We start from the raw sequence: 24320 nt of genomic DNA on the forward strand, positions 1-24320 counted from the left end.
TTTCGTCCGGTACGACGACGGCGTCGTGACCTACCAGCGCCCCGTGTCGCGCAGGGTGCGCCGGCCCGGGGCGAGCGCGTTGAAGAACCGCATCGAGCCCTTCTGCTCGCCGGTGCGCGGGTCCGCGTAGAACGCCAGCACCGAGACCGCGGCGGGGGCGAGCTCCATCCGGAACAGCGTCTCCAGCGGGGCGTCGAGCGCGTGCGCGACGAGGGTCTTGATCGGCGTCACGTGGCTGACCAGCACGACGGTCCGGCCGGCGTGGGCCTCCAGCAGCCGGGCCAGGCCGGCCAGCACCCGCTCCTGCACGGTCACGAACGACTCCCCGCCCGGGGGCGCCGCCGTCATGTCGGCGAACCACGCCTCCATCCGCTCCTGGTCACGCTCGGCGACCTCGGCGAAGCTGAGCCCGTCCCACTCGCCGAACTCCATCTCGGCGAAGGCCGGCTCCTCCTCGACGGCCAGCCCCAGCGCGGCGGCGACGATGTCGGCCGTCTCGCGGGTACGCCGGACCGGCGAGGCCACGACGACGTCGACGCTCTCCTTCAGCTCGGTGAGCCAGTGCGCCACCTCGGCGGCCTGGGCACGACCCTCCTCCGACAGCGCCGGGTTGTCGCCGCCGAGCCCGCCGGAGAACCGGCGGCCGGTGGTGTGCGGGGTGACGCCGTGACGGACGAGCACGATCGTGGTCGGCCGGCCGGGGCCGGTCGCCGGCGAGGATGCCTCCTCGGCCGCGGACTCGGGCTCGTCGGGGATGCCGTCGCCCGGCACGCTCACCCCGGACCGGGTGCCGTCGAGGGCCTCGTTGGCCAGCCGGTCGGCGTGGGCGTTGCGGGCGCGCGGCATCCAGGTGTACGTCGTACCCGCGGCGGCCAGGGCACGGGCCTCGGCCGCGAGGGCCTGCATGTCGGGGTGCTTGATCTTCCAGCGGCCCGACATCTGCTCGACGACGAGCTTGGAGTCCATCCGCACCTCGACCTGCGCACCGGGCGCGTACTCGGCCGCGAGGGCCAGGCCGGCGACGAGGCCGGCGTACTCCGCGACGTTGTTGGTCGCGATGCCCAGGGTGCGGGCGTCCTCGGCCAGCACCTTCCCGCTGGCCGCGTCACGCAGCACGGCGCCGTACGCCGCCGGCCCGGGGTTGCCGCGGGACCCACCGTCGGCCTCGACGACGACCCGCTCGACGGGGCCCGGTCGTCCGGTCACAGGCCGCTCTCGGGGGTGCGGACCAGGATCCGCTGGCACTCCTCGTGACGGAGCACGGTCTCGGCCGGCGTGGCCCGGATGGCGGCGAGCTCGCCGGCGTCGAGGCTGAGCTGGCAGCCGCTGCACTGGCGGGCCCGCAACGTGCCCACGCCGATGCCGCCCTTGCTGGCGCGGAGCTTCTCGTAGAGGGCGACCAGGTCCGCGGGGATCTCGGCGACGATCGCGGCCCGCCCGCCGGAGACGGCGCCGATCTCGGCGTCCAGAGCGGCGAGCTTCTCGTCGCGGGCGGTCGTGAGGACGCCGAGGCGGCTGTCGAGGTCCTCGACCGCAGCGGTCAGCTCGGTCAGCGCCGACTGCGCCTCCTCGAGCTGCTCCATCACCTCGAGCTCCTCGTCCTCCAAGGTGGTGATCCGGCGCTCCAGCGACTCGAGCTCGTGCTGCATCCGCTCGAGGGCCTTGGGGTCGGCGACGGCGCCGGAGTCCATCCGCTCCCGGTCCCGGGTGCGACGGGCCTTGACCTGCTCGACGTCGGTGTCGGCCTTGGCCTGGGCGGCGGCGAGGTCGTCGACGACGATGCGCTGGTCGCGCAGCCGGCCGTCGACGTCGACCCGCTTGCCGAGCAGATCCTTGATCTCCGCGGCCTCGGCCGGGTTGCCGCGCTGGTGGCGCAGCTGGTCGACCTGTGCATCGAGGGCCTGCAGGTCGAGCAGGCGGAGCTGGGCGGCGGGGTCGGCGTTCACAGGGGCATCCTCACAGGCGCATTGTCCAAGGATCGGTCGAGATCGCACTCACCCGGGTCTCGACCGTGTCGCCGAGGGCCGCGCGCAGCAGTTGATCGACCACCGGCAGCCAGGTCCACTCGGCCGCCCAGTGGGCGACGTCGACGAGCGCCGGACCGTCCTTCTCGAGGAACTCCGCGGCCGGATGGTGGCGCAGGTCGCTGGTGACGTAGACGTCGGCGTCGGAGCCGGCCAGCCGGTCGAGCAGGAAGTCGCCGGCGCCCCCGCACACCGCGACCCGGCGCACCGGGCGGTCGGGGTCGCCCGCCACCCGCACACCGTGCTGGGTCGGCGGCAACGCCGCGGCGACCACCTCCGCGAACCCAGCCAGGGTGGTCGGCTCGACGGTGCCGATCCGGCCGGTCCCCACCTCGGCGAGCTGCGGGTCGGCGAGCTCCACGACGTCGTACGCCGGCTCCTCGTAGGGATGGGCCACCAGCATGGCGCGGACCACGGCCGCCCGGCGCCCGCGCGGCAGGACCACCTCGACCCGGACCTCGTCGACGGTCTCCAGCTCGCCCACGGTGCCGATCATCGGACTGGCGCCGTCGAGCGGCCGGAACCGGCCCTCGCCCGGTGCGCTGGTGAAGGACGCGAAGTCGTAGTCGCCGATCTGGCCCGCGCCGGCCTCGGCGACGGCGGCGCGCACGGGGGCGGCGGCGTCGGCGGGGACGAAGACGGTGAGCTTGTCGAGCGGCCCCGTCGGCCCCGTCGGCGCCGGGACGATGGGGATGAGGTCCTTGAGCCCCAGCGCGACGGCGAACGCCTCGGACACGCCGCCGACGGCCTGGTCGGCGTTGGTGTGGGCGGTGAGGAGCGCGCAGTCGGCCTTCGCCAGTGTGTGCAGGGTCCGGCCCTTGGGCGTCGTGGCCGCGACGCCGTGGACACCCTTGAGGAACAGCGGGTGGTGGACAAGCAGCAGGTCGGCCTTCCAGTCCGCGGCCTCCGCCGCCACGTCGGGCGTGGGGTCGACGGCCAGGAGGACCTTCTTGACGGGCTGCTCCGGGTCGCCGTACACGAGTCCGACGGCGTCCCAGCTGTCGGCGGTCGCGGGCGGGTACCAGCCGTGGACCAGGTCGACGAGATCCTTGAGGGAAGGCATGACGGCCAGGCTACCGATCGGGTCGGCGACCTCCTCTTGCTATGGTGCCGGTGCCAGCGAAGGGAACCCGGTGCGAGTCCGGGACTGACGCGCAGCGGTGTGGGTGACGGCCGGAGCATTGATGTCACTGGACCTCCAGGGGTCTGGGAAGACGCTCCGAACCGGGTGATCCCGAGTCCGAAGACCTGCTGGCCCTTGCGGCCACCCGTCGCGAGGTCGATGTGGGGCGATCGCGAGGAGCCCCGGCCTCCAAGGACCAGCGATGGCGCAGACCGCGCGCAGCCGCCCCGACCGGTGCCCCGGCGTGGTGCACCCGTGGCCGGCCGACGACGGCGGGCTGGCCCGGATCCGGGTACCGGGCGGACGGGTGCCGCTCACCGCGCTGCGGGCACTGGCCGCGGTCGCCGAGGAGTACGGCGACGGGCGGGTCCGGGTCACCGGCCGCGCCAACCTCCAGGTCCGCGCGCTGCCGCTGGCGCCGGACGGCCTGCTCGCGGCGCCGGCGCTGGCCGCGATGGAGGCCACCGGGCTGCTGCCCTCCCGGGCCCACGACCGGGTCCGCAACGTCCTCGTCTCGCCGCAGACCGGTCTCGCCGGCGGCCGGGCCGACCTGCGGCCCGTGCTCGCCGCCCTCGACGCCCTGCTGCTGGCCGACGACGCGCTCGCCGGCCTTCCGGGCCGGTTCCTGTTCACCCTCGACGACGGCCGCGGTGACCTCGCCGACAAGCACCTCGACCTCGGCCTGGTCGCGCTCGACGCCGCGACCGCCCAGCTGCGGGTCGGCGAGGGATGGGGCGAGGTGGTCACCCTCCGTGACGCGCCGGGCGCGCTCGCCGCCCTCGCCCGGGCGTTCCTCGCCGTGCGGGGCACCGGTCCGGATGCGGCCTGGCACGTCCCCGAGCTCGCCCGGCCCCTCGCCCACCCGCTCGCCGCCGCGGTGCCGCCCGCACCGGACAGCGGCGTCGTGACCGGGCCGCTTCCCTTCGGCCCGGTCGCGGGAGGCCGCCATGTCGCCGTACCCGACGACGGGCTGGACAGCCCGACCATCGCGGCCTGGACCGCACCGACCGTGATCGTGACGCCCTGGCACGGCGTGATCGTCCCCGAGCCCGGACCCCTGGAGGCAGGCGCATGACCGAACCCACCGCTCCCCCGCGCCGTTACGACTACATCGCCGACGGACCGGCGATCTATGTCGACTCGTTCGCGACCATCCGCCGCGAGTCGGACCTCTCCGGGGTCCCGGCCGAGGCCGAGAAGGTCGCGGTGCGGATGATCCACGGCAGCGGACAGACCGACCTGGTCCGCGACCTCGTCATCCACCCTCGGCTGGTGCCCGCGGCCCGCGCGGCGCTGAACGCCGGCGCGCCGATCCTGTGCGACGCCCGGATGGTCGCGATGGGGATCACCGCCGGCCGGCTCCCGGCGGGCAACCCGGTGCACTGCTTCCTCACCGACGAGCGGGTGCCGGCGCTGGCGGCCGCATGGTCGACCACCCGAACGGCAGCCGCGGTGTCGTTGTGGGAGCCGCTGCTCGACGGCGCCGTCGTCGCGATCGGCAACGCACCCACCGCGCTCTTCCACCTGCTCGAGCTGATCCTGGCCGGCGGCCCGCGCCCCGCCGCGATCGTCGGCTGCCCGGTCGGCTTCATCGGCGCCGCGGAGTCCAAGGACGCACTCGCCGCCTTCGCCGACGAGCACGGGATCGACATCCCGTTCGTCACCGTGCGCGGCCGCCGCGGTGGGTCGGCGATGGCGTCCTCGGCGGTCAACGCCCTCGCGCAGGAGGAGGAGTGACCTCGATGACCGGGCGCTTCCTCGTCGTCGGCATCGGCCCCGGCGACCCCGAGCTGATCACCCGCAAGGCCGAGCGACTCATCCGCGCGGCACCCGTCGTCGCCTTCCACGCCGGGGTGCGCAGGGAGTCCCACGCGCGCCGGATCGCCGCCGACCTGATCCCGGCCGGCGCGATCGAGGAGGAGCTGCGCTACCCGGTCACGACCGGGACCACCGACCATCCCGGCGGCTACGTCGGCGCGCTGGCCGACTTCTACGACAGCTGTGAGGCGCGCCTGGCCGCACACCTCGACGCCGGCCGCGACGTCGTCCTGCTCGCCGAGGGCGACCCGTTGTTCTACGGCTCCTCGATGTACCTCGTCGACCGCTTCCGTGACCGGTTCCCGGTCGACGTGGTCCCCGGGGTCCCGGCCTTCGCCGCCGCCGCCGCGACCATCCCGGCCCCGCTGGTACGGCAGACCGACGTGCTCACCGTGCTCGCCGGCACCCTCCCGGAGCCGGAGCTGGCCCGTCGCCTCGCCGACACCGACGGCGCGGTCATCATGAAGCTCGGCCGGACCTTCCCCGCCGTCCGATCCGCCCTCGCCGCCGCCGGCCGGCTGGAGGGGGCGCTGTACGTCGAGCGCGCCTCCCAGCCCGAGGAGCGCTGGCTGCCGGTGGCCGACGTGGACGCCGGCTCGGTGCCGTACTTCTCGCTCATCGTCGTCCCCGGCGACTCCGCACGCCCCGCCTCGACGGACCGGATGCGGGCGGCCCCCACGCGCGTCGATTGGGCAGAAACCGCACGTCCAGAGCCCGAAATGTTGCGGTTTGGGACCAAACCGCAACCCGCGGAGCTGCTCGTGATCGGCCTCGGCCCCGGCCCGGACGGCTGGCTGACCCCGGAGGCGAGCGCCGCGCTGGGCGAGGTCGAGCACGTGGTCGGCTACGCGCCGTACGTCAACCGGGTGCCCCAGCGTCCCGGCCTCCGGCGGCATGCGTCGGGCAACACGGTCGAGGTGGACCGGGCCCGGCTCGCGCTCGACCTGGCGCTGCGCGGCGAGCGGGTGGCCGTCGTCTCCGGCGGCGACGCGGGCGTCTTCGGGATGGCGGCGGCGGTGTTCGAGGCCGCGGCCGACCCCGCTCACCCCGAGCACGCGACCGTTCCCGTCCGGGTGCTGCCGGGTGTCAGCGCGGTCCAGGCCGTCGCCGCCCGCGCGGGTGCGCCGATCGGTGCCGACTTCGCGGTCATGAGCCTCTCCGACCGGCTCAAGCCGTGGCCGGTCGTCGAGCGGCGGCTCCGGGCGATCGCGGAGGCCGACCTGGTGCTCGGTGTCTACAACCCGGCCTCGCGCTCGCGCCGCGACCAGGTCGTGGCGATGCAGAAGATCCTGCTGGAGCACCGCTCGCCCGACACCGTCGTGGTCGTCGGCCGCGACGTCGGCCGGGCCGAGGAGTCCCTGACCGTCACCACGCTCGGCCTGGTCGACACCGACAGCATCGACATGAAGTGCCTGCTCATCATCGGCGCCTCCGCCACCCGCGTGGAGCCCAACGGCATCGTCTGGACGCCCCGATGGGTGGACTGATCACGGTCGTCGGCATCGGCGCCGACGGCCACCTGCCGCCGGCGTCCCGGGCACTGGTCGGCAACGCCGAGGTGCTGCTCGGCGGTGAGCGCCACCTCGACCTGGTCCCGGCCGTACCCGGTCAGGTACGCCGCCCGTGGCCGCGCCCGCTGTCCGCGCTGCCGGGCGTGCTGAAGGAGCACGAGGGCCGCCGCATCGTGGCGCTGGCGTCCGGCGACCCGCTGGTCTCCGGAATCGGCACCACGCTGATCCGGCTGCTCGGCGGCGACGCGGTCGACGTCGTCCCCGCCGTGTCGTCCGTGTCCCTCGCTCGTGCCCGGATGGGCTGGTCGGACGAGGAGTCAGCGGTCGTGACCCTGGTCGGCCGCGACGTCGACGCGCTGCGCCGCGAGCTCGCCCCCGGGCGGCGGCTGCTCGTGCTGTCCTCCGACGAGAGCACGCCGGCCGCGGTCGCCGCGCTGCTCGCGGACGCCGGCTTCGGCACCACCACGATCCACGTGCTCGGCGATCTCGGTGGCGCCGCCGAGTCCCGGACCGACCTCGTCCCCGGCGCGCCGGTCCCCGACGACCTCCCACGGCTGCACGTCCTCGCGCTCCAGGTCGCCGGCGCCGGCCTCGCCACCTGGACGACCGGCCTGCCCGACGACGCCTTCGAGCACGACGGCCAGTTGACCAAGCGCGACGTCCGCGCCAGCGCCCTCGCCCGGCTCGCGCCGCGGCCCGGCGACCGGCTGTGGGACGTCGGCGCCGGCGCCGGCTCGGTCGCGATCGAGTGGCTGCGCGCCCACCCGCTCACCACGGCCGTCGCCGTCGAGGCGGATCCCGAGCGGGCCGCCCGGATCGGCCGCAACGCCGCCACGCTCGGCGTACCCCGGCTGGAGACCGTCGTGGGGCGCGCCCCCGACGCGCTCGCCGGACTCCCCCGTCCCGACGCGGTCTTCGTCGGCGGCGGCGCGACCGCCGACGGACTGCTCGACCTGTGTCGCGCCGCCCTGGCCCCCGGCGGGCGGCTGGTCGCGCACGGCGTGACCCTGGAGACCGAGCGGCTCCTCGTCGAGGCCTTCCACGCCTACGGCGGCGAGCTGACCCGGCTCGCCGTCGAGCACGTCACCCCGCTCGGCGGGCGGTTCACCGGCTGGACCCCGGCCCGCGCCGTCGTCCAGTGGGCCTGGACCAGGGAGCCGCGGCGATGACCGTCCACTTCGTCGGCGCCGGTCCCGGCGCGGCCGACCTGATCACGCTGCGGGCCGCGGCGCTGCTGGGCGGCGCGGACGTGGTCCTCTTCCCCGGCACCTACCTCGACGCAGAGGTGCTCTCGCACTGTCGTCCCGACGCACGGCGGGTCGACACCCAGGACCTCGACCTCGACCGGATCACCGCCGCGATGGTCGAGGCGCACGCCGCCGGACACGAGGTCGTCCGGCTGACCTCGGGCGACCCCTCCCTCTACTCGGCCCTGCACGAGCAGACCCGCCGGCTCGACGCCGCGGGCGTGCCCTGGGACGTGACGCCCGGCGTACCGGCGTACGCCGCCGCGGCAGCGACCGTCGGTCGTGAGCTCACCGTGCCGCTGGTCGCGCAGTCGGTCGTGCTGACCCGCACCCAGGCCCGGTCGACGGCCATGCCCGAGCGCGAGTCGCTGGCGGCGTTCGCGGCGACCGGCGCGACGCTCGTGCTGCACCTCGCGATCACCCGCGCCCGCGCACTGATGGCCGAGCTGGCGCCGCACTACGGCGCGGACTGCCCGGTCGCCGTCGTCTCCCGCGCCTCCCAGCCCGAGGAGCTGGTGCTGCGCGGCACCATCGGCACCATCCCCGATCTCGTCGAGGAGGCCGGACTGCGGCAGGCCGCCGTGATCCTCGTCGGCCCGGCGCTGGCATCCGCGTCGGACGCCGAGTCGTACCTCTACTCCACCGAACGCGTCACCCGAAAGGAGCGCCTGCGATGAGCTCCCCCACCATCCCTGCCCCCACGGTCCACCACTTCCCCTTCAGCGCCGTGGTCGGGGCCGACGGCCCCGACGGCCCCGACCCGATGGCCCTGGCGTTGATCCTCACCACCATCGCCCCCGACGTCGGCGGCGTGCTCGTGCGTGGCGAGAAGGGCACCGCCAAGTCCACGATCGTGCGCGCGCTGGCCGCCGTCCTGCCACCGGTCGACGACCGTCCCGTCCCCCTGGTCGAGCTGCCGATCGGCGCCACCGAGGACCGGGTCACCGGCTCGATCAACCTCGAGAGCGCGCTGGCGGAGGGCAAGGCCGAGTACGAGCCCGGCCTGCTCGCCAAGGCCCATCGCGGGATCCTGTACGTCGACGAGGTCAACCTGCTGCACGACCACCTCGTCGATCTGCTGCTCGATGCCGCCGCCATGGGCCGCGCGACGGTGGAGCGCGACGGCGTCTCGATGACCCACGAGGCGCGCTTCGTGCTGGTCGGCACGATGAACCCCGAGGAGGGCGAGCTGCGCCCGCAGCTGCTCGACCGGTTCGGACTGACCGTCGAGGTCGCGGCACCGCGCGACCCCGCGCTGCGGGCCGAAGTGGTCCGCCGGCGGATGGCCCACGACACCGACCCGGCCGGGTTCGCGGCGTCCTACGCCGATGCCGAGGGCGCGCTGCGGACGCGGATCGCCGGCGCCCGGGCCCTGGTCGCCACGGTGCGCCTCTCCGACGCCGGTCTGCTCAAGATCGCCGAGGTCTGCGCGGCGTTCGACGTCGACGGGCTGCGCGCCGACATCGTCACCGCGCGGACCGCCGTCGCCCACGCCGCCTGGTCCGGCCGCACCCAGGTCACCCTCGACGACATCCGGGTCGCGGCCCGCCTGGCGCTGCCGCACCGGCGCCGGCGCAAGCCGTTCGACGCGCCGGGGCTGGACGAGGACCTGCTCGACCAGGTGCTCGGCGACGACGACCTGCCGCCGGAGCCCGAGCCGGACGGCCCCGAGCCGGACGGCCCCCAGCCCGAGGGTGACCAGCCGGACGGCCTCCAGCCCGACGGTGACCAGCCGGGGAGTGACCAGCCGGGGGGTGACCAGCCGGGGGGTGACCCCGACGACACTTCGTCCGATCCGGACGCAACGTCATACGTTCCGGGGGCTCAAGCCCACGGAGCGAATGACGCTACGCCGGGAGAGGCGCCGAGCGGCGTCGCACCGACCGAGTCGGCGTACCGCACCCGGCTGCTGACCGTCCGCGGCGTCGGCACCGGCACCGCCGGACGCCGCAGCCGCGCGCGCACCAGCAACGGCCGCCGGATCGGCGCGACCACCCCCGGCCGCCGGGGCGGGGGCGACGGCCCGATCCACCTGACCGAGACCATCCGCGCGGCGGTTCCGCACCAGTTCGCGCGGGGCCGCACCGCCGGGCCACTGCGGCTGCGGCCGGTGGACCTGCGGGTCGCCGTCCGCGAGGGGCGGGAGTCGAACCTGGTCCTCTTCTGCGTCGACGCGTCCGGCTCGATGGCCGCGCGGCGGCGGATGGAGCAGGTCAAGACGGCGGTGCTGAGCCTGCTGCTCGACGCCTACCAGCGCCGCGACAAGGTCGGGCTGGTGACCTTCCGCGGTCACGACGCCGAGGTGGCGCTGCCGCCGACGCACTCCGTCGACGCGGCCGCGCAGCGGCTGGCGGAGCTGCCGTCCGGCGGGAGGACGCCGCTCGCCGAGGGTCTGCTGGAGGCGGCGCACCTGCTCGCCGTCGAGCGCACCCGCGACCCGCAGCGCCGCCCGCTGCTCGTCGTCGTCACCGACGGCCGGGCCACGTCCGGCGCCGACGCGGTGGCGCGGTCCCGGCTCGCCGCGGGGCTGCTGGCCGAGGCCGGCATCGCCAGCGTGGTCGTCGACTGCGAGTCCGGCCCGATGCGGATGGGCCTGGCCGGCACGCTCGCCGAGCACCTGGGGGCCGAGCACGTCCCGATCGGCGAGGTGAGCGCCGAGGCCCTGATGGACGTGACCCGGCGAGCCGCATGAATCACCCCACGGACAGCCTGTACGACGTCATCGAGCGCCGCCGCGACGTCCGCGCCGAGTTCACCGGCTCCCCCGTGCCCGACGACGTGCTGCAGCGCGTCCTCGGCGCGGCGCACCGCGCCCCGAGTGTCGGGATGAGCCAGCCGTGGGACTTCGTGCTGGTGCGGGACCCGGAGACCCGGGCGAGCTTCCGTGACCACGTGCGCACCGAGCGCGCGTCCTTCGCGGCCTCGCTGCCGCCCGAGCGCCGGGCGAGCTTCGACCGGATCAAGGTCGAGGGGATCTGCGAGTCGTCCCTCGGCGTGGTGGTCACCCACAGCCAGACGCGGGGCGGGCCGCACGTGCTCGGCCGGCACGCGATCGCCGACGCCGGGCTCTACTCGACGGTGCTGGCGATCCAGAACCTCTGGCTCGCCGCGACCGCGGAGGGCCTGGGCCTGGGCTGGGTGTCGTTCTACCGCGAGGACGTCCTCCGGCAGCTGCTGGGGATCCCGGCCGACGTGCGCCCGGTCGCCTGGCTCTGCCTCGGGACGGTGAGCCACCTCGAGACCGTGCCCGACCTGGAGCGGCACGGCTGGCGCGCGCGCCGGCCGCTCGCCGACGCCATCCACGAAGACACCTGGCAAGCAAGGGAGCAGGACCATGCCTGAGGGCCAGCCGCTCGTCGTACCGGACGACGGGCTCACCACGCGTCAACGCCGCAACCGGCCGCTCGTGATGGTGCACACCGGTGACGGCAAGGGGAAGTCGACGGCCGCCTTCGGGCTGGCGCTGCGCGGCTGGAACCAGGGCTGGGACATCGGGGTGTTCCAGTTCGTGAAGTCGGCGAAGTGGCGCCTGGGCGAGCAGACCGCGTTCGAGCAGCTGCCGTCCGGGTTCGGCACTATCGAGTGGCACAAGATGGGCTCCGGCTGGTCCTGGTCGCGCAAGGCCGGCTCCGAGGAGGACCACGCCGCCGACGCCGCCGAGGGCTGGGCCGAGATCAAGCGCCGGATCGCGGAGGAGCGGCACGACCTGTACCTGCTCGACGAGTTCACCTACCCGATCAACTGGGGCTGGATCGACATCGATGACGTCATCTCGACGCTGCGGGAACGGCCCGGCCACCAGCACGTCGTGATCACCGGCCGCCGCGCCGACCCGAAGCTGGTCGAGCTCGCCGACCTGGTCACCGAGATGACCAAGGTCAAGCACCCGATGGACGCCGGCCAGAAGGGTCAGAAGGGCATCGAGTGGTGACCGCGCATGGCTGAGCTGCCCCGGGTCGTCGTCGCCGCCCCCGCCACCGGTCAGGGCAAGACGACCGTCGCCACCGGTCTGATGGCCGCGCTGGCGGCCGCCGGGCACGCGGTCAGCGGGCACAAGGTCGGCCCCGACTACATCGACCCCGGCTACCACGCGCTCGCGTGCGGCCGGCCCGGGCGCAACCTCGACCCGCACCTGGTCGGCGAGGACCTGATCGCGCCCCTCCTGCTGCACGGTGCGACGACGCCCGTGCCCGCGGACATCGCGGTCGTCGAGGGCGTGATGGGCCTGTACGACGGCCGGATCGGCGGCGACGGCTTCTCCTCCACCGCGCACGTCGCGGCGCTGACCCGCACCCCGGTCGTCCTCGTCGTCGACATCTCCCGCTCCTCACGCTCGATCGGCGCGGTCGTGCACGGGATGGCGACCTGGGACCCGTCGGTCCAGGTCGCCGGCGTGATCCTCAACCAGGCGGGCTCACTCCGGCACGCGGAGGAGGTCCGCTCCTCGATCTCCCTGCCGGTGGTCGGCGTGATCCCCCGCGACGCGTCGATCGCCACCCCCTCCCGGCACCTCGGCCTGGTGACCGCCGCCGAGCGCGGGGACTCCCAGGCCGTGGTCGCGCGGCTGGCCGAGGTCGTCGCCGAGCACGTCGACCTCGGCGCGGTATTGGCGATCGCCCGATCTGCTCCCCCGCTCGCGGCTGATCCCTGGTCCGCCGACCCGGCGCAGATTGAACTCGAGAACGCGCCCGCCCGGCGCAGATTGAACCGTAGGCGGGTCGCCGTGGCAGCGGGCCGGGCCTTCACCTTCCGATACGCCGAGACCGCGGAGCTGCTCGAGGCCCACGGCTGCGCGGTGGTGCCGTTCGACCCGGCCGCGGACCCCTCGCTGCCCCCCGGCACCGCGGGGCTCTACCTCGGCGGCGGCTTCCCCGAGGTGCACGCGGCCGACCTCGCGGCCAACACCCCGCTGCTGGCCGAGATCCGCGCCGCCGTGCTCGACGGGATGCCGACGGTCGCGGAGTGCGCCGGCCTGCTCTACCTGTGCCGCACCCTCGACGGCGTCCCGATGGCCGGCGTCCTCGGTGCGGACGCGGCGATGACCGAGCGGCTGACCCTGCGCTACCCGGTCGCCACCGCGATCGCCGACACGCTGCTCACCCGCGGCGGCGAGCAGGTGACCGGGCACGAGTTCCACCGCACGACGGTCACGCCGGCCACCGCCGGCACGCCCGCCTGGCGGATCGACGGCGACGACGTCGGCTTCGCGTCGGACACCCTGCACGCGTCGTACCTCCACACGCACTGGGCCGGCCATCCCCACCTGGCCGCGCGGTTCGCGGCGGCGGTGCACCGTGGCTGACCCGCTGCGCCACCACGGCGACGTCGAGGCCCGCGGGATGCTCGACCTCGCCGTCAACGTGTACGACGGCGCCCGGCCGTCCTGGCTCGACGACGCCCTGCGCGCCTCGCTGGACGCGGTCGGCGCCTACCCGGACCCCCGAGCCGCTCAGGCCGCCGTGGCCGCCCACCACGGTCGGTCGACCGACGAGGTGCTGGTCACCGCCGGCGCCGCGGAGGCGTTCACGCTGGTCGCGCGGCGGCGGGCCTGGCGGCGCCCCGTGGTGGTGCACCCGCAGTTCACCGAGCCGCACGCGGCGCTGGAGCAGGCCGGTCGCGCGGTGACGCCGGTGGTACTGCCGGAGCCGTTCACGCTCGACCCGGTGCTCGTGCCGGAGGACGCCGACCTCGTCGTGATCGGCAATCCCACCAACCCGACGGGGGTCCTGCACCCCGCCGAGCTGCTCGCGGGCCTGCGCCGTCCCGGCCGGCTGGTCGCGGTCGACGAGGCGTTCATGGACTGCGTCCCGGGCGAGCCCGAGTCGCTGGCCGGCGTACCGCTCGACGGGCTGCTGGTGCTGCGCTCGCTGACGAAGCACTGGGGCATCCCCGGCATCCGCGCGGGCTATGTCGTCGGCGACCCCACCGTCGTCGCGGACCTCGCCCGAGCGCAGACGCCGTGGTCGGTCGGCACGACGGCGGCCGCCGCGGTCGTCGCCTGCACCTCCGCCGCCGCCGCTCGCGAGGCGCGCCGACGGGCCGAGCTGATCGGGGACTGGCGCGAGCACCTCGAGAAGGGCCTGGCCGACCTCGGCATCCACCACCTGCCGTCCACCGCGTCCTTCGTGCTCGCGCAGGTCGGCGACGGCGTGCACGCCCGGCTGCGCGCCTCCGGCATCGCGGTCCGCCGGGCCGACACCTTCCCCGGCCTCGACGGCAGCTGGATCCGGATCGCCGTGCGGCCGCCCGCCACGACCGCCGTCCTGCTGGCGGGGCTGGCCGGCTAGGAGCCGCCGGCCGCCCCGCCGGCGGCGGACGCGACCACGGCCGCGGTCACCGCCGCGGTGACCGCGGCGTTGGCGGACGCGACGGCGGCGTTCACCGCCGCACCCGCCCACTCCCCGCGCGCAACGTCCTTGGCCCGCCGGACCGCGGCCCTCCGGTCCGGGCCGCCCACCAGCCTCGGCACGGCGCCGCCCGACGACAGCAGCCCGACGAGCGGACCGGTCACTTCGTCCGGCTCCGCCCGCCCCAGCAGGACCGCCAGCACCGGCGCGAGGAGCGCGTCGCGCCGGGCGATGTCGACGACGTCGTACCGGGTCGTGGTGAAGACCCACAGCACCTTCTCCCGCCGCGGCGCGAGCGCCTCCTCGGCGACGAGCTGGCCGAGCAGCCGCTGGCGGGCGCCCTTGCCGAGACGCGGGACGACGGTGGCGGCCTTGACGTCGCGCCCGGGCCGCAGGCGGGCCAGCGCGCCGTCGTGCGCCGCGGACCCGACCGGCGTCGTCGTCACCACCCGGACCCGCGCCCGCTTCGGCGGCCCCACCACGGCGCAGCGCCCGGCGAGGACCAGGTCGACGAGCAGCGCGCCGCCCACCACCGGATCGGTCTCGGTGCCGCCCAGCAGACTGCGCCCCGACACGGGGTCGGTGGTGATCAGGACCAGGTCGCCGGCGACGGTCATGTTTGCAAGCATAGGCAGGCCCCGACGGCCCCGGACGCCGCCGATTGGGCAGAAACCGCATGCCAACTGCCCGAATTGTTGCGGTTTGGGACCAAACCGCAACAACCGGAGCCCCGCAAAGCGGACAGCTCCCCACCACCCCTCGCCATGCCCTAGGCTCGCTCCCGCAGGCACGAGGAAGCCGGTGGGAATCCGGCACAGTCGCGCTACTGTGACACCGCCTCCGCCCTCGGACGGTGCGGTGAAGTCAGGAACGAGTGCCTGCACACCTCACATCCATTGACCAGGGACGCTGAATCCCTGAGGAGGCACCATGTCGCAGTCCCCTGCCACCCCTCTCGCCCCGACCGCGGTCGGCACGGCCGTCCAGGTCCCGGTCGTCCCGCTGCTGCAGCTCGGCAGCTGGGTCGTCTTCTTCGGCCTGCTGGCGATGCTGGCGATCTTCTTCGTGAGCGCCGACCAGGGCGCGATCTCGCTCCCGGCCGGCAACGCCGTGCACGAGTGGGTGCACGACGCCCGGCACCTGCTCGGCTACCCCTGTCACTGAGCGGGGCGACACGATGAGCAACCTTCCCGGGGACAGCCCTGCCCCCAGCCCCACCCCCAGCCCCACCCTCAGCCCTGCCGCCTTCCTGATCCGCGGTCTCGCCGTCGGCGTGGTCGCCGGTCTGATCGCCTTCGTCGTCGCATTCGCCTTCGGTGAGCCGCAGGTCGACGACGCCATCGCCCTCGAGGAGGCCGCCGCGGCCCAGCTGAGCCCCGCGGAGGTGGCGGCGGAGGAGGCCGCGGCCGCCGAGGAGGACCACGCGGGGATGGTGGAGGTCTCCCGCGACGACCAGAAGAGCTGGGGCCTGCTGACCGGCATGCTCGCCGTCGGCGCGGCGCTCGGTGGCCTCGCCTCGCTCGCCGCGGCAGCGGCGCTCGGCCGCCTCGGCCGCCTGTCCGCCCGCGGCTCCACCGCCCTGGTCGTGCTGATCGGTTTCGTGGCGGTGGCCCTGGTGCCGTTCGCGAAGTACCCCGCGACGCCACCGGCCGTCGGCAGCGGCGACACGATCGGTGGCCGCACGGCGGCGTACTTCGGGCTGCTCCTGGTCTCCGTCCTCGCCGCGATCGCGGTGGTGGTGCTGGCCAACCGGCTGGCGGCGCGGTTCGACGGCTGGACCGCCGCCTTCCTCGCGGCCGGGGCCTACCTGGTGATCGTCACGGTCACCGCGCTGCTGCTACCCACGGTCAACGAGCTCGGCGACTTCCCGGCCGACACGCTCTGGTACTTCCGGCGGGCCTCGCTGATCACCCTCGCCGTGCTGTGGGCCGCGATCGGCGTCGGGCTGACCGCCCTCGTCGGCCGGATGACCGACCAGGCCTCGGCCGAGACGGCGCGCCGCGAGCTCGCCGCCAGCCTCTGAACGCGCGCGCCGCGGGGCTGCTGCTCGGCTACGCCGCGGACCGGCTGCTCGCCGACCCACGGCGTGGTCATCCCGTCGCGGGCTTCGGGCAGGTCGCGGCCGCACTGGAGCGGAGGGTCTGGCGCGACGACCGCACCACCGGCGCCCTGTACGCCGGCGCGCTGGTCGGGGGCGCCGTCGTCCTGGGCGTCGGGGCCGAGCGGGCCCTCCCCCGCACGCTCGCCACCGCCGTCGCCGCCTGGGCGGTGCTCGGCGGCACCTCCCTGGACCGCGAGGCCGCCGCGGTGTCCCGGCTCCTCGCGACCGACAGCCTCCCGGCCGCGCGGGTCCGGCTCACCCACCTGGTCGGGCGCGACACACGCCGGCTGGACGAGGCCGAGGTGGTCCGCGCGACGCTGGAGTCGCTGGCGGAGAACACCTCCGACGCGGTCGTCGCGCCGCTCGTCTGGGGCGCCGCCGCGGGCGTTCCCGGGCTGCTCGGCTACCGCGCCGCCAACACCCTCGACGCGATGGTCGGGCACCACAGCGCCCGCCACGAGCGGTTCGGCTGGGCGGCGGCGCGCCTCGACGACCTGCTCAACCTGCCCGGCTCCCGGCTGACGGCCGCCCTCGCCACACTGCTCGGCCCCGACCCGCGCGGCGCGTGGCGGTCCTGGCGACGCGACGCGGCGGGACACCCCAGCCCCAATGCCGGACCGGTCGAGGCCGCCTTCGCGGGTGCTCTCGGCACCCGGCTGGGCGGCACCAACGACTACGGCGGCCGGATCGAGCACCGGGCGGTCATGGGCGACGGCCCGCCCCCCGATCGGGCCGACCTCGACCGCGCCCGCACGCTGGCCCGGCGCATCGGCGCGGCTGCCGCCCTCGTCGCCGCGGCCGTCGCCCTCCTGCCCCCGTCGTACCGGACAGAACGGTCGTGAATTCGCCGAGAACACGACCCGGATGTCCGGTACGACGGCGTCAGGTCCCGATGACCTCGTCGGCGTGCCGCCCGACCCAGCGCAGCAGCGGCACCATCACCTCGGCCAGCTCCTCGCCCAGCGGGGTCAGGCTGTAGTCCACCCGCGGCGGCATCACCGGCTGCTGCTCCCGGTGGACCAGGCCGTCGCCCTCGAGGGTCCTGAGCGTCTGGGCGAGCATCTTCTCGCTGATCCCCTGGGCGCGCCGGCGCAGGTCGCTCCAGCGCTGCGGCCCGTCGGTGAGGGAAACGAGCACCAGCACGCCCCACTTGCTCATCACGTGGTCGAGCAGCACCCGGCTCGAGCAGGCGGCCGGGAACACCCCGCCGGGGAACTGCTCGAAGATCGTCTCGGTACTTTCCGTCACGGAAGTACCTTACTTCAAAGTGCGTACTATCCAATGGGAAGCAACTTCCCAAAGGGTCGGTTGAGGACGTCGACAGCACGATCTCCCACCGTTCGAAAGGCGCCCCACCATGTCCCTCGTCGTCACCGGAGCCACCGGCCAGCTCGGCCACCTCGTCGTCACCTCCCTGCTCGCCAAGGGCGTGCCGGCCGAGCGGATCGTCGCGCTCGGCCGCGACGAGGAGCGGCTCGCCCGGCTCGCCGACCTCGGCGTCGCCACCCGTCGTGTCGACTACGCCGACCTGGCCGCGCTCGCCGACGCCGTCGCCGGTGCCGAGCGGGTGCTGCTCATCTCCGGCAGCGAGGTCGGCCAGCGCCTCCCCCAGCACCAGAACGTCATCGACGCCGCGAAGGCCGCGGGCGTGGACCTGCTCGCCTACACCAGCATCGCCAACGCCGACACCAGCGGGATCGTCCTCGCCGCGGAGCACCAGGCCACCGAGGACGCCATCGTCGCGTCCGGCCTCCCGCATACCTTCCTGCGCAACAGCTGGTACCTTGAGAACTACACCGGCCAGCTCGCGACGTACGCCGAGCACGGCAGCGTCCTGGGCGCCGCGGGTGACGGCCGGGTCAGCGCGGCCACACGCGCCGACTTCGCCGAGGCGGCCGCGGCCGCGCTCCTGCTCGAGCGGCCGAAGGCGGTCTACGAGCTCGGCGGCGCCGCCTTCAGCCTGAAGGAGCTCGCCGCCACCGTCGGCGACGTCCTCGGCCGCGACGTCACCTACACCGACCTGCCGGCCGAGGAGCTCACGAAGGTGCTGGTCGGAGCGGGACTCCCGGAGGCGTACGCCGCCGTCCTCGCCGACGCCGACCTCGGCTTGGGCCGCGGTGAGCTCTACGTCGAGCCGGACGACCTCGAGACGCTGCTCGGCCGTCCGAGCACCTCGCTCGCCGACGCCCTCCGCGCCGCACGCTGAGCCGCCCCGGTGGTCGAGCAGGTCGCGCAGCGGCCGTCGCGAGACCCCGGGCTCAGGACGCCAGGCGGGGCACGTCGAACCGATCGGCGTGCTCCGCCAGCCAGTCCGCGAACGTCCGCGCCGGGCGCCCCAGCACCCGCGCGACGGTGTCGACCGGCGTCCACGACGCCGCCGGCGGGTCGGCGTGCCACCCGACGACGTACTCCGCGTCGGCCGGGGACACGCCGTCCGCGACCAGCCGGGCCAACGCCTGCTCGCGGGTGATCCGGACGAGGTCGACCGGGTGCCCGATGGCCGCGGACAGCAGCGCGACGCGCTCCGACGACCGCAGGGCCTCGGGCCCGGTCAGGTTGTAGGCCTTGCCGGCGTGGCCGTCCTCGAGCAGCGCCGCCGCCGCGACCGCCCCGATGTCGCCCTCGTGCACCACGGCGCTCGGGAGGTCGAACGGTTCGCGCACCACGCCTTCGGCGCGGACGGAGTCGACCCAGGTCAGGGCGTTGGACATGAACTCCTGCGGCTCGAGCCGCGTCCACGTGACGCCGGAGTCCGCGACCGCCTCCTCGACCGGTCCGACGTAGCCGCCCCAGAGCACGGTGATCCGGCGCACCCCGGCGGCCACGGCCCGGCGCACCAGCTCCGGCCCGGTCTCCACGAGTCCTGCCGTCGCCGTGATGTGGAGGCGGTCCACCCCGTCGAGCGCGCCGCCGAGCGTCGCGAGGTCCGTGTGCGTGCCGGCCACCAGCTCGACGCCGTCCGGCAGCACCGGGGCCGCCCGCTCCGGGTCGCGGGTCAACGCCCGCACGCCCTCCCCGCGTCGTACCAGCTCTGCCACGACGTGGCGCCCGGTGTTGCCGGTCGCACCTGTCACGAGTGTCGTCATGGTCGATCTCCCTTCGTCGGGATCGACGCTAGAACCTCAAGTGATCTTGAGGTCAACGCCCACCCGTGTGCCGTGCCGGTCTGTGGGCATCGTCGTTGCATGGCGAGCCATGAGGAGCACACCCGGCCCGACGGCGTCGACGACCTGACGGTCGAGGCGCTTGGCAAGATCTCCGAGGCCCTGGAGGCGGCGGAGGTGGCCCGTGGTCATCTCTACGCCTTCCACCGGCTCAGCGGCACCGCCGACCTGACCCTCGGCGAGGGCGTCGACCGCCTGCGCGAAGCCGGCCACGATGCGCTCGCGGACCGGCTCGAGACCGAGCTGGTCGGGCGCAACGTGCTGCGGGGACGGTGGACCTTCCAGATCGTCGAGGAGTACGACGACGGCTACTACGCCGACTTCAAGCGACTCGAGTCCGCCGCCCGGGACGAGCTCGTCGCCGGGCGGCGGCACCTCTACGAGGCCGAGATGAAGGAGGACCGGCGTACCCACGGGCGTCCCGGCCACGGGCGCGAGCCCGCGGCCGGGAGCTGAGGAGCCACCCCGGCGTCCCCGGAGCCCGTCAGGCGACCACGAGCACCAGGTCGCCGCCCTCGGCCGCCTTCGGCCCGGCCAGCGCGACCCGCTGGACGGTCCCGTCGACGGGGGCGGTGATCGCGGCCTCCATCTTCATCGCCTCGATGGTCGCGACGGTGTCGCCGGCGCTGACCCGGTCGCCCTCGGCGACCACGACCGACACCACGCCCTGGAAGGGCGCGGCGACGTGGCCGGGCTGCGCGGGGTCGGCCTTCTCCGCGGCGGCCACCTCGGCCGACACGGCACGGTCCCGCACACTGACCGGCCGGATCTGGCCGTTGAGTGTGCAGAGCACGGTCCGGTAGCCCCGCTCGTCGGGCTCGCCGACCGCCTGGAGGCCCAGCAGCAGCTGCTTGCCCTCGGCCAGCTGGACGGCGTGCTCCTCGCCGGTCTGGAGCCCGTAGAGGAACTCCCGGGTCGGTACGACGGAAAGGTCGCCCCACCGCGACCGCGCCTCGTCGTACTCCCGGGTCGGGCCGGGGAAGAGCAGCCGGTTCAGCGTCGCCCGGCGCACCGTCGACCCGCTCGCCAGGTCGGCCTCGTCCTCGGCCGACAGCACCTCGGCGGGCGGCGTCCAGGAGCGCCCGGCGATGGCCTTGCTGCGGAACGGCTCGGGCCAGCCACCGGGCGGGTCGCCCAGCTCGCCGTGGAGGAAGCCGATCACCGACGCCGGGATGTCGTACGACGCGGGGTCGGCCGCGAACGCCTCCGGGTCGGCTCCCGCCGCGACCAGCGCGAGCGCGAGGTCGCCGATCACCTTCGAGGACGGGGTCACCTTCGGGATCCGGCCGAGGATGTCGTTCGCCGCGGCGTACATGTCCTCGACCTGCTCGAACTTCTCCCCCAGCCCCAGCGCGATCGCCTGCTGGCGCAGGTTGGAGAGCTGCCCGCCGGGGATCTCGTGGCGGTAGACCCGACCGGTCGGCGCCGGGAGTCCGGACTCGAAGGGTGCGTAGAGCCGTCGGGCCGCCTCCCAGTAGGGCTCGAGTGCGTTGACCGCGGCCAGGTCGAGGCCGGTGGACCGGCCCGCCTGGGCCGGGTGGTCGGTGGCCGCGACCAGCGACGACAGTGGCGGCTGGGACGTCGTCCCCGCCATCGACGCGGTCGCCGCGTCCACTGCGTCGACGCCCGCCGCGATGGCGGCCGTCAGGGTGGCGAGCTGCCCGCCCGTGGTGTCGTGGGTGTGCAGGTGCACCGGCAGGTCGAACCGCTCGCGCAGTGCCGTGACCAGCGTGGTCGCGGCCGGGGCGCGCAGCAGCCCGGCCATGTCCTTGATCGCGAGCACGTGCGCGCCGGCCTCGACGATCCGCTCGGCCAGGCGCAGGTAGTAGTCGAGCGTGTAGAGCTGCTCGCCCGGGTCGGACAGGTCGCCGGTGTAGCACAGCGCGACCTCGGCCACGCTGGTCCCGGTGGCGCGCACGGCCTCGATCGCCGGACGCATCTGCTCCACGTCGTTGAGCGCGTCGAAGATCCGGAACACGTCGATCCCGGTCGCGGCGGCCTCCCCGACGAACGCGTTGGTGACGCTCGTCGGGTACGGCGTGTAGCCGACCGTGTTGCGCCCGCGCAGCAGCATCTGCAGGCAGATGTTCGGCACGGCCGCGCGGAGCTTGGCCAGCCGGTCCCACGGGTCCTCGGAGAGGAAGCGCAGCGCGACGTCGTACGTCGCCCCGCCCCAGCACTCCAGCGACCACAGCTGGGGCGTGGTCCGCGCGACGTGCCCGGCGACGCCGAGCAGGTCGTGGGTGCGGACCCGGGTCGCCAGCAGCGACTGGTGGGCGTCGCGGAAGGTGGTGTCCGTGACGGCCACCGCGGTCTGCGCCCGCAGCTCCGCGGCGAACGCCTCCGGTCCCACCGCACGCAGCCGCTGGCGGGTGCCGTCGGGCGGGGTGAGCGACAGGTCGAGGGCCGGGAGCTTGGCGCGCGGGGCCACCGAGACCGGTACGGCACCGTGCGGCTGGTTGACGGTGACGTCGGCCAGGTAGGTCAGCAGCCGCGTACCGCGGTCACCGGAGGCCCGGGCCGTGAGCAGCTGCGAGTGGGTCTCGATGAAGCTCGTGGTCACCCGGCCCGACGCGAAGTCCGGGTCGTCGAGGAGCGCCTGCAGGAACGGGATGTTGGTCGCCACGCCCCGGATCCGGAACTCCGCCACGGCGCGCCGGGCCCGGGCGACCGCGTCGCCGAAGGTGCGACCCCGACAGGTCAGCTTGGCCAGCATCGAGTCGAAGTGCGGGCTCACCTCGGCGCCGGTGAACGTCGTACCGCCGTCGATCCGGACCCCCGCGCCGCCCGGCGAGCGGTACGCCGTGATGGTGCCGGTGTCGGGACGGAACCCGTTGGCGGGGTCCTCGGTCGTGATCCGGCACTGCAGCGCGGCACCGCGCAGCCGCACGGTGTCCTGGGACAGGCCGAGGTCGGCCAGGGTCTCACCCGCGGCGATCCGCAGCTGGGACTGGACCAGGTCGACGTCGGTGACCTCCTCGGTCACCGTGTGCTCGACCTGGATCCGCGGGTTCATCTCGATGAAGACGTAGTTGCCGTCCGGGTCGAGCAGGAACTCCACCGTGCCCGCGCACGCGTAGCCGATCTCGCGGGCGAAGCGGACGGCGTCGGCGCACATCCGGTCGCGCAGGGCGGGGTCGAGGTTCGGTGCCGGCGCGATCTCGACCACTTTCTGGTGGCGGCGCTGCACCGAGCAGTCCCGCTCGAAAAGGTGGATCACGTCGCCCTGACCGTCGGCGAGGATCTGCACCTCGATGTGCCGCGGGTCGACGACCGCCTGCTCGATGAAGACGGTGGGGTCGCCGAAGGCACCCTCGGCCTCGCGCATGCAGGTCTCGATCGCCTCCCGCAGCTGCGCCCGGTCGTCGACCCGGCGCATGCCGCGCCCGCCGCCGCCGGCGACGGCCTTGACGAACAGGGGCGCCGGGATCGCCTCCGCGGCGACCAGCAGCGCGTCGACGTCGGTCGACGGATCGACGCTGCGCAGCGTCGGCACGCCGGCGGCCTTGGCGGCCGCGATCGCGCGCGCCTTGTTGCCGGTGAGCTCGAGCACCGCGGCGGAGGGCCCGACGAACGTGATGCCGGCGGCGGCACACGCCTCCGCCAGCGCCGGGTTCTCCGACAGGAACCCGTATCCGGGATAGATCGCGTCGGCGCCGCACTGCACGGCCGCCGCGACGATCGCATCCGGGTCGAGGTAACTGCGGACCGGGTGCCCCCGCTCACCGATCTCGTAGGCCTCGTCGGCCTTGAGACGGTGCTCGGAACCCCGGTCCTCGTACGGGAAGACGGCCACGGTGGTGGCGCCCAGCTCGTACGCCGCGCGGAACGCTCGGATGGCGATCTCTCCGCGATTGGCGACCAGAACCTTCGAGAACAAGTGGATGACTCCTCGCTGTGCGTGTGGGTGGGGTTCCATCCCATCAGTCGTGAGCCGGGTCACGGGCTCGTGCCCACCTGGTGGAGACCCCTCACCCACACCCGTTCTGCGCTGGTCAGCCGTCGAGGAAGCGGCGCGCGTTGTCCCGCAGGACGAGCCGGCGCTCGTCGGCGTCGAGGAAGGCCGACCGGTGCACGACGCTGCCGGCCGGCCGCTCGCCGAGCGGGTAGGGGTAGTCGCTGCCCACCATCACCTGACCGGCGCCCAGCACGTCGACCAGGGTCCGCAGTGCGGCGGGTTCGAAGACCACGGAGTCGACGGAGAACCTCCCGACGTACGCCGACGGCGGCTGCGCCGACGTGCCGATGACGTCGTTGCGGTGGTGCCACGCGTTCTCGAACCTGCCCAGCCAGAAGGCGAAGGAGCCGCCGCCGTGGGCGAAGCAGATCCGCAGGCTCTCCGGCACCCGGTCGAAGACGCCGCCCAGGATCATCGCGATGACCGACAGGTGGGTCTCGGCGGGCATTCCGGCGAGCCACTGCGCCATCCACCGGTCGAGCCGGGGGGACGACGCCATGTCCCACGGGTGCACGAACACCGGTACGCCGAGCGACGCGGCGTGCTGCAGGAAGGTGACGACGCCCGCGTCGTCGAGATCGCGGTCGCCGACGTGGTTGCCGATCTCGACGCCGCGGTGCCCGGCGGCGACGGCACGCTCGAGCTCGCGGCACGCGGCGTCGGTGTCCTGGAGCGGGACCTGGCAGAAGGGCACCAGCCGTCCGCCCCCGGGCGCGCAGATCTCCAGGGCGAGGTCGTTGAAGATGCGGGCGACCTTCTCCGCCTGGCCACTCGGCTGCTCGTACCCGAAGAACACCGGCGTCGGGGAGACGACCTGGAGCTCGACGCCGTCGGCGTCCATGTCGGCGAGGCGGACCTCGGCGTCCCAGCAGTCCGACTGGATCCGGCGGAACTCGCGCGAGCCCACCATGATCATCGCCTCGGCCTCCGACTCCACCCGGAGCCAGGGCTGCTGCTCCCCCAGGTCGGGCCAGCCCTGGGGCACGTAGTGGGTGTGGACGTCGATGACGCCGTCCGGTCCGCCCAC

Annotated in this window: 23 protein-coding genes and 2 riboswitches; of the genes, 15 read left to right on the plus strand and 8 right to left on the minus strand. The window is 74.6% G+C overall.

Annotation, left to right across the window (positions count from 1 at the left end):
* Window positions 1–30 precede the first annotated feature (30 nt).
* The 3 genes from RB608_RS17310 to RB608_RS17320 are packed head-to-tail and all read right to left on the minus strand — an operon-like array spanning window position 31 to window position 3087.
* A complete protein-coding gene (locus RB608_RS17310; protein WP_308089289.1) occupies window positions 31–1206 on the minus strand; it encodes a bifunctional RNase H/acid phosphatase in 1176 nt (391 codons plus the stop codon).
* The gene (locus RB608_RS17315; protein ID WP_308089290.1) at window positions 1203–1946 is read right to left on the minus strand and encodes a C4-type zinc ribbon domain-containing protein; all 744 of its coding nucleotides are present in this window, start codon (window positions 1944–1946) and stop codon (window positions 1203–1205) included. Before RB608_RS17315 ends, RB608_RS17310 begins: the two co-directional genes overlap by 4 nt.
* A 10-nt stretch (window positions 1947–1956) precedes the next feature.
* Window positions 1957–3087 carry a Nif3-like dinuclear metal center hexameric protein gene (locus RB608_RS17320; RefSeq protein ID WP_308089291.1) on the minus strand — a complete coding sequence of 377 codons (1131 nt, stop codon included), beginning with the start codon at window positions 3085–3087 and terminating at the stop codon, window positions 1957–1959.
* Window positions 3088–3118: 31 nt separating this feature from the next.
* Window positions 3119–3295, plus strand: a riboswitch (cobalamin riboswitch).
* Window positions 3296–3349: 54 nt separating this feature from the next.
* Here RB608_RS17320 and RB608_RS17325 point away from each other — a divergent pair.
* The 10 genes from RB608_RS17325 to cobC are packed head-to-tail and all read left to right on the plus strand — an operon-like array spanning window position 3350 to window position 14010.
* Window positions 3350–4222: a nitrite reductase gene (locus RB608_RS17325; RefSeq protein ID WP_308089292.1), complete on the plus strand. Its 873-nt coding sequence runs from the start codon at window positions 3350–3352 to the stop codon at window positions 4220–4222.
* Window positions 4219–4884: a precorrin-8X methylmutase gene (locus tag RB608_RS17330; protein ID WP_308089293.1), complete on the plus strand. Its 666-nt coding sequence runs from the start codon at window positions 4219–4221 to the stop codon at window positions 4882–4884. Before RB608_RS17325 ends, RB608_RS17330 begins: the two co-directional genes overlap by 4 nt.
* A gap of 5 nt (window positions 4885–4889) precedes the next feature.
* Entirely contained in the window at window positions 4890–6452 is a 1563-nt protein-coding gene (gene cobJ / locus RB608_RS17335; RefSeq protein ID WP_308089294.1) for a precorrin-3B C(17)-methyltransferase, read from the plus strand.
* Entirely contained in the window at window positions 6440–7645 is a 1206-nt protein-coding gene (gene cbiE / locus RB608_RS17340) for a precorrin-6y C5,15-methyltransferase (decarboxylating) subunit CbiE (protein WP_308089295.1), read from the plus strand. Before cobJ ends, cbiE begins: the two co-directional genes overlap by 13 nt.
* Complete coding sequence (locus tag RB608_RS17345; RefSeq protein ID WP_308089296.1) at window positions 7642–8400, plus strand: SAM-dependent methyltransferase; 759 nt, start codon at window positions 7642–7644, stop codon at window positions 8398–8400. The genes cbiE and RB608_RS17345 overlap by 4 nt, the downstream gene beginning before the upstream one ends.
* Window positions 8397–10415, plus strand: a complete 2019-nt coding sequence (locus RB608_RS17350) for a VWA domain-containing protein (RefSeq protein WP_308089297.1) — start codon at window positions 8397–8399, stop codon at window positions 10413–10415. The genes RB608_RS17345 and RB608_RS17350 overlap by 4 nt, the downstream gene beginning before the upstream one ends.
* Window positions 10412–11065 carry a 5,6-dimethylbenzimidazole synthase gene (gene bluB, locus RB608_RS17355; RefSeq protein WP_308089298.1) on the plus strand — a complete coding sequence of 218 codons (654 nt, stop codon included), beginning with the start codon at window positions 10412–10414 and terminating at the stop codon, window positions 11063–11065. The genes RB608_RS17350 and bluB overlap by 4 nt, the downstream gene beginning before the upstream one ends.
* On the plus strand, window positions 11058–11654 hold the full coding sequence (cobO, locus tag RB608_RS17360) for a cob(I)yrinic acid a,c-diamide adenosyltransferase (protein ID WP_308089299.1): 597 nt from the start codon (window positions 11058–11060) through the stop codon (window positions 11652–11654). Before bluB ends, cobO begins: the two co-directional genes overlap by 8 nt.
* A gap of 6 nt (window positions 11655–11660) precedes the next feature.
* Entirely contained in the window at window positions 11661–13025 is a 1365-nt protein-coding gene (locus tag RB608_RS17365; RefSeq protein WP_308089300.1) for a cobyrinate a,c-diamide synthase, read from the plus strand.
* Complete coding sequence (gene cobC / locus RB608_RS17370) at window positions 13018–14010, plus strand: Rv2231c family pyridoxal phosphate-dependent protein CobC (RefSeq protein WP_308089301.1); 993 nt, start codon at window positions 13018–13020, stop codon at window positions 14008–14010. The genes RB608_RS17365 and cobC overlap by 8 nt, the downstream gene beginning before the upstream one ends.
* Here cobC and RB608_RS17375 read toward each other — a convergent pair.
* On the minus strand, window positions 14007–14687 hold the full coding sequence (locus tag RB608_RS17375) for a GPP34 family phosphoprotein (protein WP_308089302.1): 681 nt from the start codon (window positions 14685–14687) through the stop codon (window positions 14007–14009). The two genes, cobC and RB608_RS17375, sit on opposite strands and share 4 nt — an antisense overlap.
* A gap of 137 nt (window positions 14688–14824) precedes the next feature.
* Window positions 14825–14967: riboswitch (cobalamin riboswitch) on the plus strand.
* Between the two features lie 33 nt (window positions 14968–15000).
* Between RB608_RS17375 and RB608_RS17380 the strand changes: the two genes are divergently transcribed.
* From RB608_RS17380 to RB608_RS17390, 3 genes are read left to right on the plus strand one after another with little or no spacing between them, the layout of a single operon-like run.
* Complete coding sequence (locus RB608_RS17380; protein ID WP_308089303.1) at window positions 15001–15234, plus strand: CbtB-domain containing protein; 234 nt, start codon at window positions 15001–15003, stop codon at window positions 15232–15234.
* Between the two features lie 13 nt (window positions 15235–15247).
* The gene (locus RB608_RS17385; RefSeq protein WP_308089304.1) at window positions 15248–16093 is read left to right on the plus strand and encodes a CbtA family protein; all 846 of its coding nucleotides are present in this window, start codon (window positions 15248–15250) and stop codon (window positions 16091–16093) included.
* Window positions 15994–17013, plus strand: coding sequence for a cobalamin biosynthesis protein (locus RB608_RS17390; RefSeq protein ID WP_308089305.1), 1020 nt, complete (start codon window positions 15994–15996; stop codon window positions 17011–17013). Before RB608_RS17385 ends, RB608_RS17390 begins: the two co-directional genes overlap by 100 nt.
* 40 nt (window positions 17014–17053) lie before the next feature.
* Here the strand turns inward: RB608_RS17390 and RB608_RS17395 are convergent, their stop codons facing one another.
* Window positions 17054–17419: a helix-turn-helix domain-containing protein gene (locus tag RB608_RS17395; RefSeq protein ID WP_308089306.1), complete on the minus strand. Its 366-nt coding sequence runs from the start codon at window positions 17417–17419 to the stop codon at window positions 17054–17056.
* Between the two features lie 109 nt (window positions 17420–17528).
* On the opposite strand from RB608_RS17395, the gene RB608_RS17400 reads away from it, so the two are divergent.
* Complete coding sequence (locus tag RB608_RS17400; RefSeq protein WP_308089307.1) at window positions 17529–18377, plus strand: NAD(P)H-binding protein; 849 nt, start codon at window positions 17529–17531, stop codon at window positions 18375–18377.
* Between the two features lie 52 nt (window positions 18378–18429).
* On the opposite strand, the gene RB608_RS17405 is transcribed toward RB608_RS17400, so the two are convergent.
* Entirely contained in the window at window positions 18430–19257 is an 828-nt protein-coding gene (locus tag RB608_RS17405) for an NmrA family NAD(P)-binding protein (protein WP_308089308.1), read from the minus strand.
* A gap of 99 nt (window positions 19258–19356) precedes the next feature.
* Between RB608_RS17405 and RB608_RS17410 the strand changes: the two genes are divergently transcribed.
* A complete protein-coding gene (locus RB608_RS17410) occupies window positions 19357–19791 on the plus strand; it encodes a hypothetical protein (RefSeq protein ID WP_308089309.1) in 435 nt (144 codons plus the stop codon).
* A gap of 28 nt (window positions 19792–19819) precedes the next feature.
* On the opposite strand, the gene RB608_RS17415 is transcribed toward RB608_RS17410, so the two are convergent.
* Window positions 19820–23215 carry a pyruvate carboxylase gene (locus tag RB608_RS17415; protein ID WP_308089310.1) on the minus strand — a complete coding sequence of 1132 codons (3396 nt, stop codon included), beginning with the start codon at window positions 23213–23215 and terminating at the stop codon, window positions 19820–19822.
* 115 nt (window positions 23216–23330) lie between these two features.
* Window positions 23331–24320: an amidohydrolase family protein gene (locus RB608_RS17420; RefSeq protein WP_308089311.1), complete on the minus strand. Its 990-nt coding sequence runs from the start codon at window positions 24318–24320 to the stop codon at window positions 23331–23333.

It is taken from the genome of Nocardioides sp. LHD-245 (assembly GCF_030929495.1).
Classification (GTDB): domain Bacteria; phylum Actinomycetota; class Actinomycetes; order Propionibacteriales; family Nocardioidaceae; genus Nocardioides.

Bases quoted from the DNA above. Each gene is read 5' to 3' on its own strand.
- RB608_RS17410 (WP_308089309.1), top strand. From the start codon at position 19,357: ATGGCGAGCCATGAGGAGCACACCCGGCCCGACGGCGTCGACGACCTG.
- RB608_RS17325 (WP_308089292.1), top strand. From the start codon at position 3,350: ATGGCGCAGACCGCGCGCAGCCGCCCCGACCGGTGCCCCGGCGTGGTG.
- bluB (WP_308089298.1), top strand. From the start codon at position 10,412: ATGAATCACCCCACGGACAGCCTGTACGACGTCATCGAGCGCCGCCGC.
- cobO (WP_308089299.1), top strand. From the start codon at position 11,058: ATGCCTGAGGGCCAGCCGCTCGTCGTACCGGACGACGGGCTCACCACG.
- RB608_RS17350 (WP_308089297.1), top strand. From the start codon at position 8,397: ATGAGCTCCCCCACCATCCCTGCCCCCACGGTCCACCACTTCCCCTTC.
- cobJ (WP_308089294.1), top strand. From the start codon at position 4,890: ATGACCGGGCGCTTCCTCGTCGTCGGCATCGGCCCCGGCGACCCCGAG.
- RB608_RS17320 (WP_308089291.1), bottom strand. From the start codon at position 3,087: ATGCCTTCCCTCAAGGATCTCGTCGACCTGGTCCACGGCTGGTACCCG.
- RB608_RS17400 (WP_308089307.1), top strand. From the start codon at position 17,529: ATGTCCCTCGTCGTCACCGGAGCCACCGGCCAGCTCGGCCACCTCGTC.
- RB608_RS17375 (WP_308089302.1), bottom strand. From the start codon at position 14,687: ATGACCGTCGCCGGCGACCTGGTCCTGATCACCACCGACCCCGTGTCG.
- RB608_RS17330 (WP_308089293.1), top strand. From the start codon at position 4,219: ATGACCGAACCCACCGCTCCCCCGCGCCGTTACGACTACATCGCCGAC.
- RB608_RS17345 (WP_308089296.1), top strand. From the start codon at position 7,642: ATGACCGTCCACTTCGTCGGCGCCGGTCCCGGCGCGGCCGACCTGATC.
- RB608_RS17405 (WP_308089308.1), bottom strand. From the start codon at position 19,257: ATGACGACACTCGTGACAGGTGCGACCGGCAACACCGGGCGCCACGTC.
- RB608_RS17365 (WP_308089300.1), top strand. From the start codon at position 11,661: ATGGCTGAGCTGCCCCGGGTCGTCGTCGCCGCCCCCGCCACCGGTCAG.
- RB608_RS17380 (WP_308089303.1), top strand. From the start codon at position 15,001: ATGTCGCAGTCCCCTGCCACCCCTCTCGCCCCGACCGCGGTCGGCACG.
- RB608_RS17385 (WP_308089304.1), top strand. From the start codon at position 15,248: ATGAGCAACCTTCCCGGGGACAGCCCTGCCCCCAGCCCCACCCCCAGC.
- cbiE (WP_308089295.1), top strand. From the start codon at position 6,440: ATGGGTGGACTGATCACGGTCGTCGGCATCGGCGCCGACGGCCACCTG.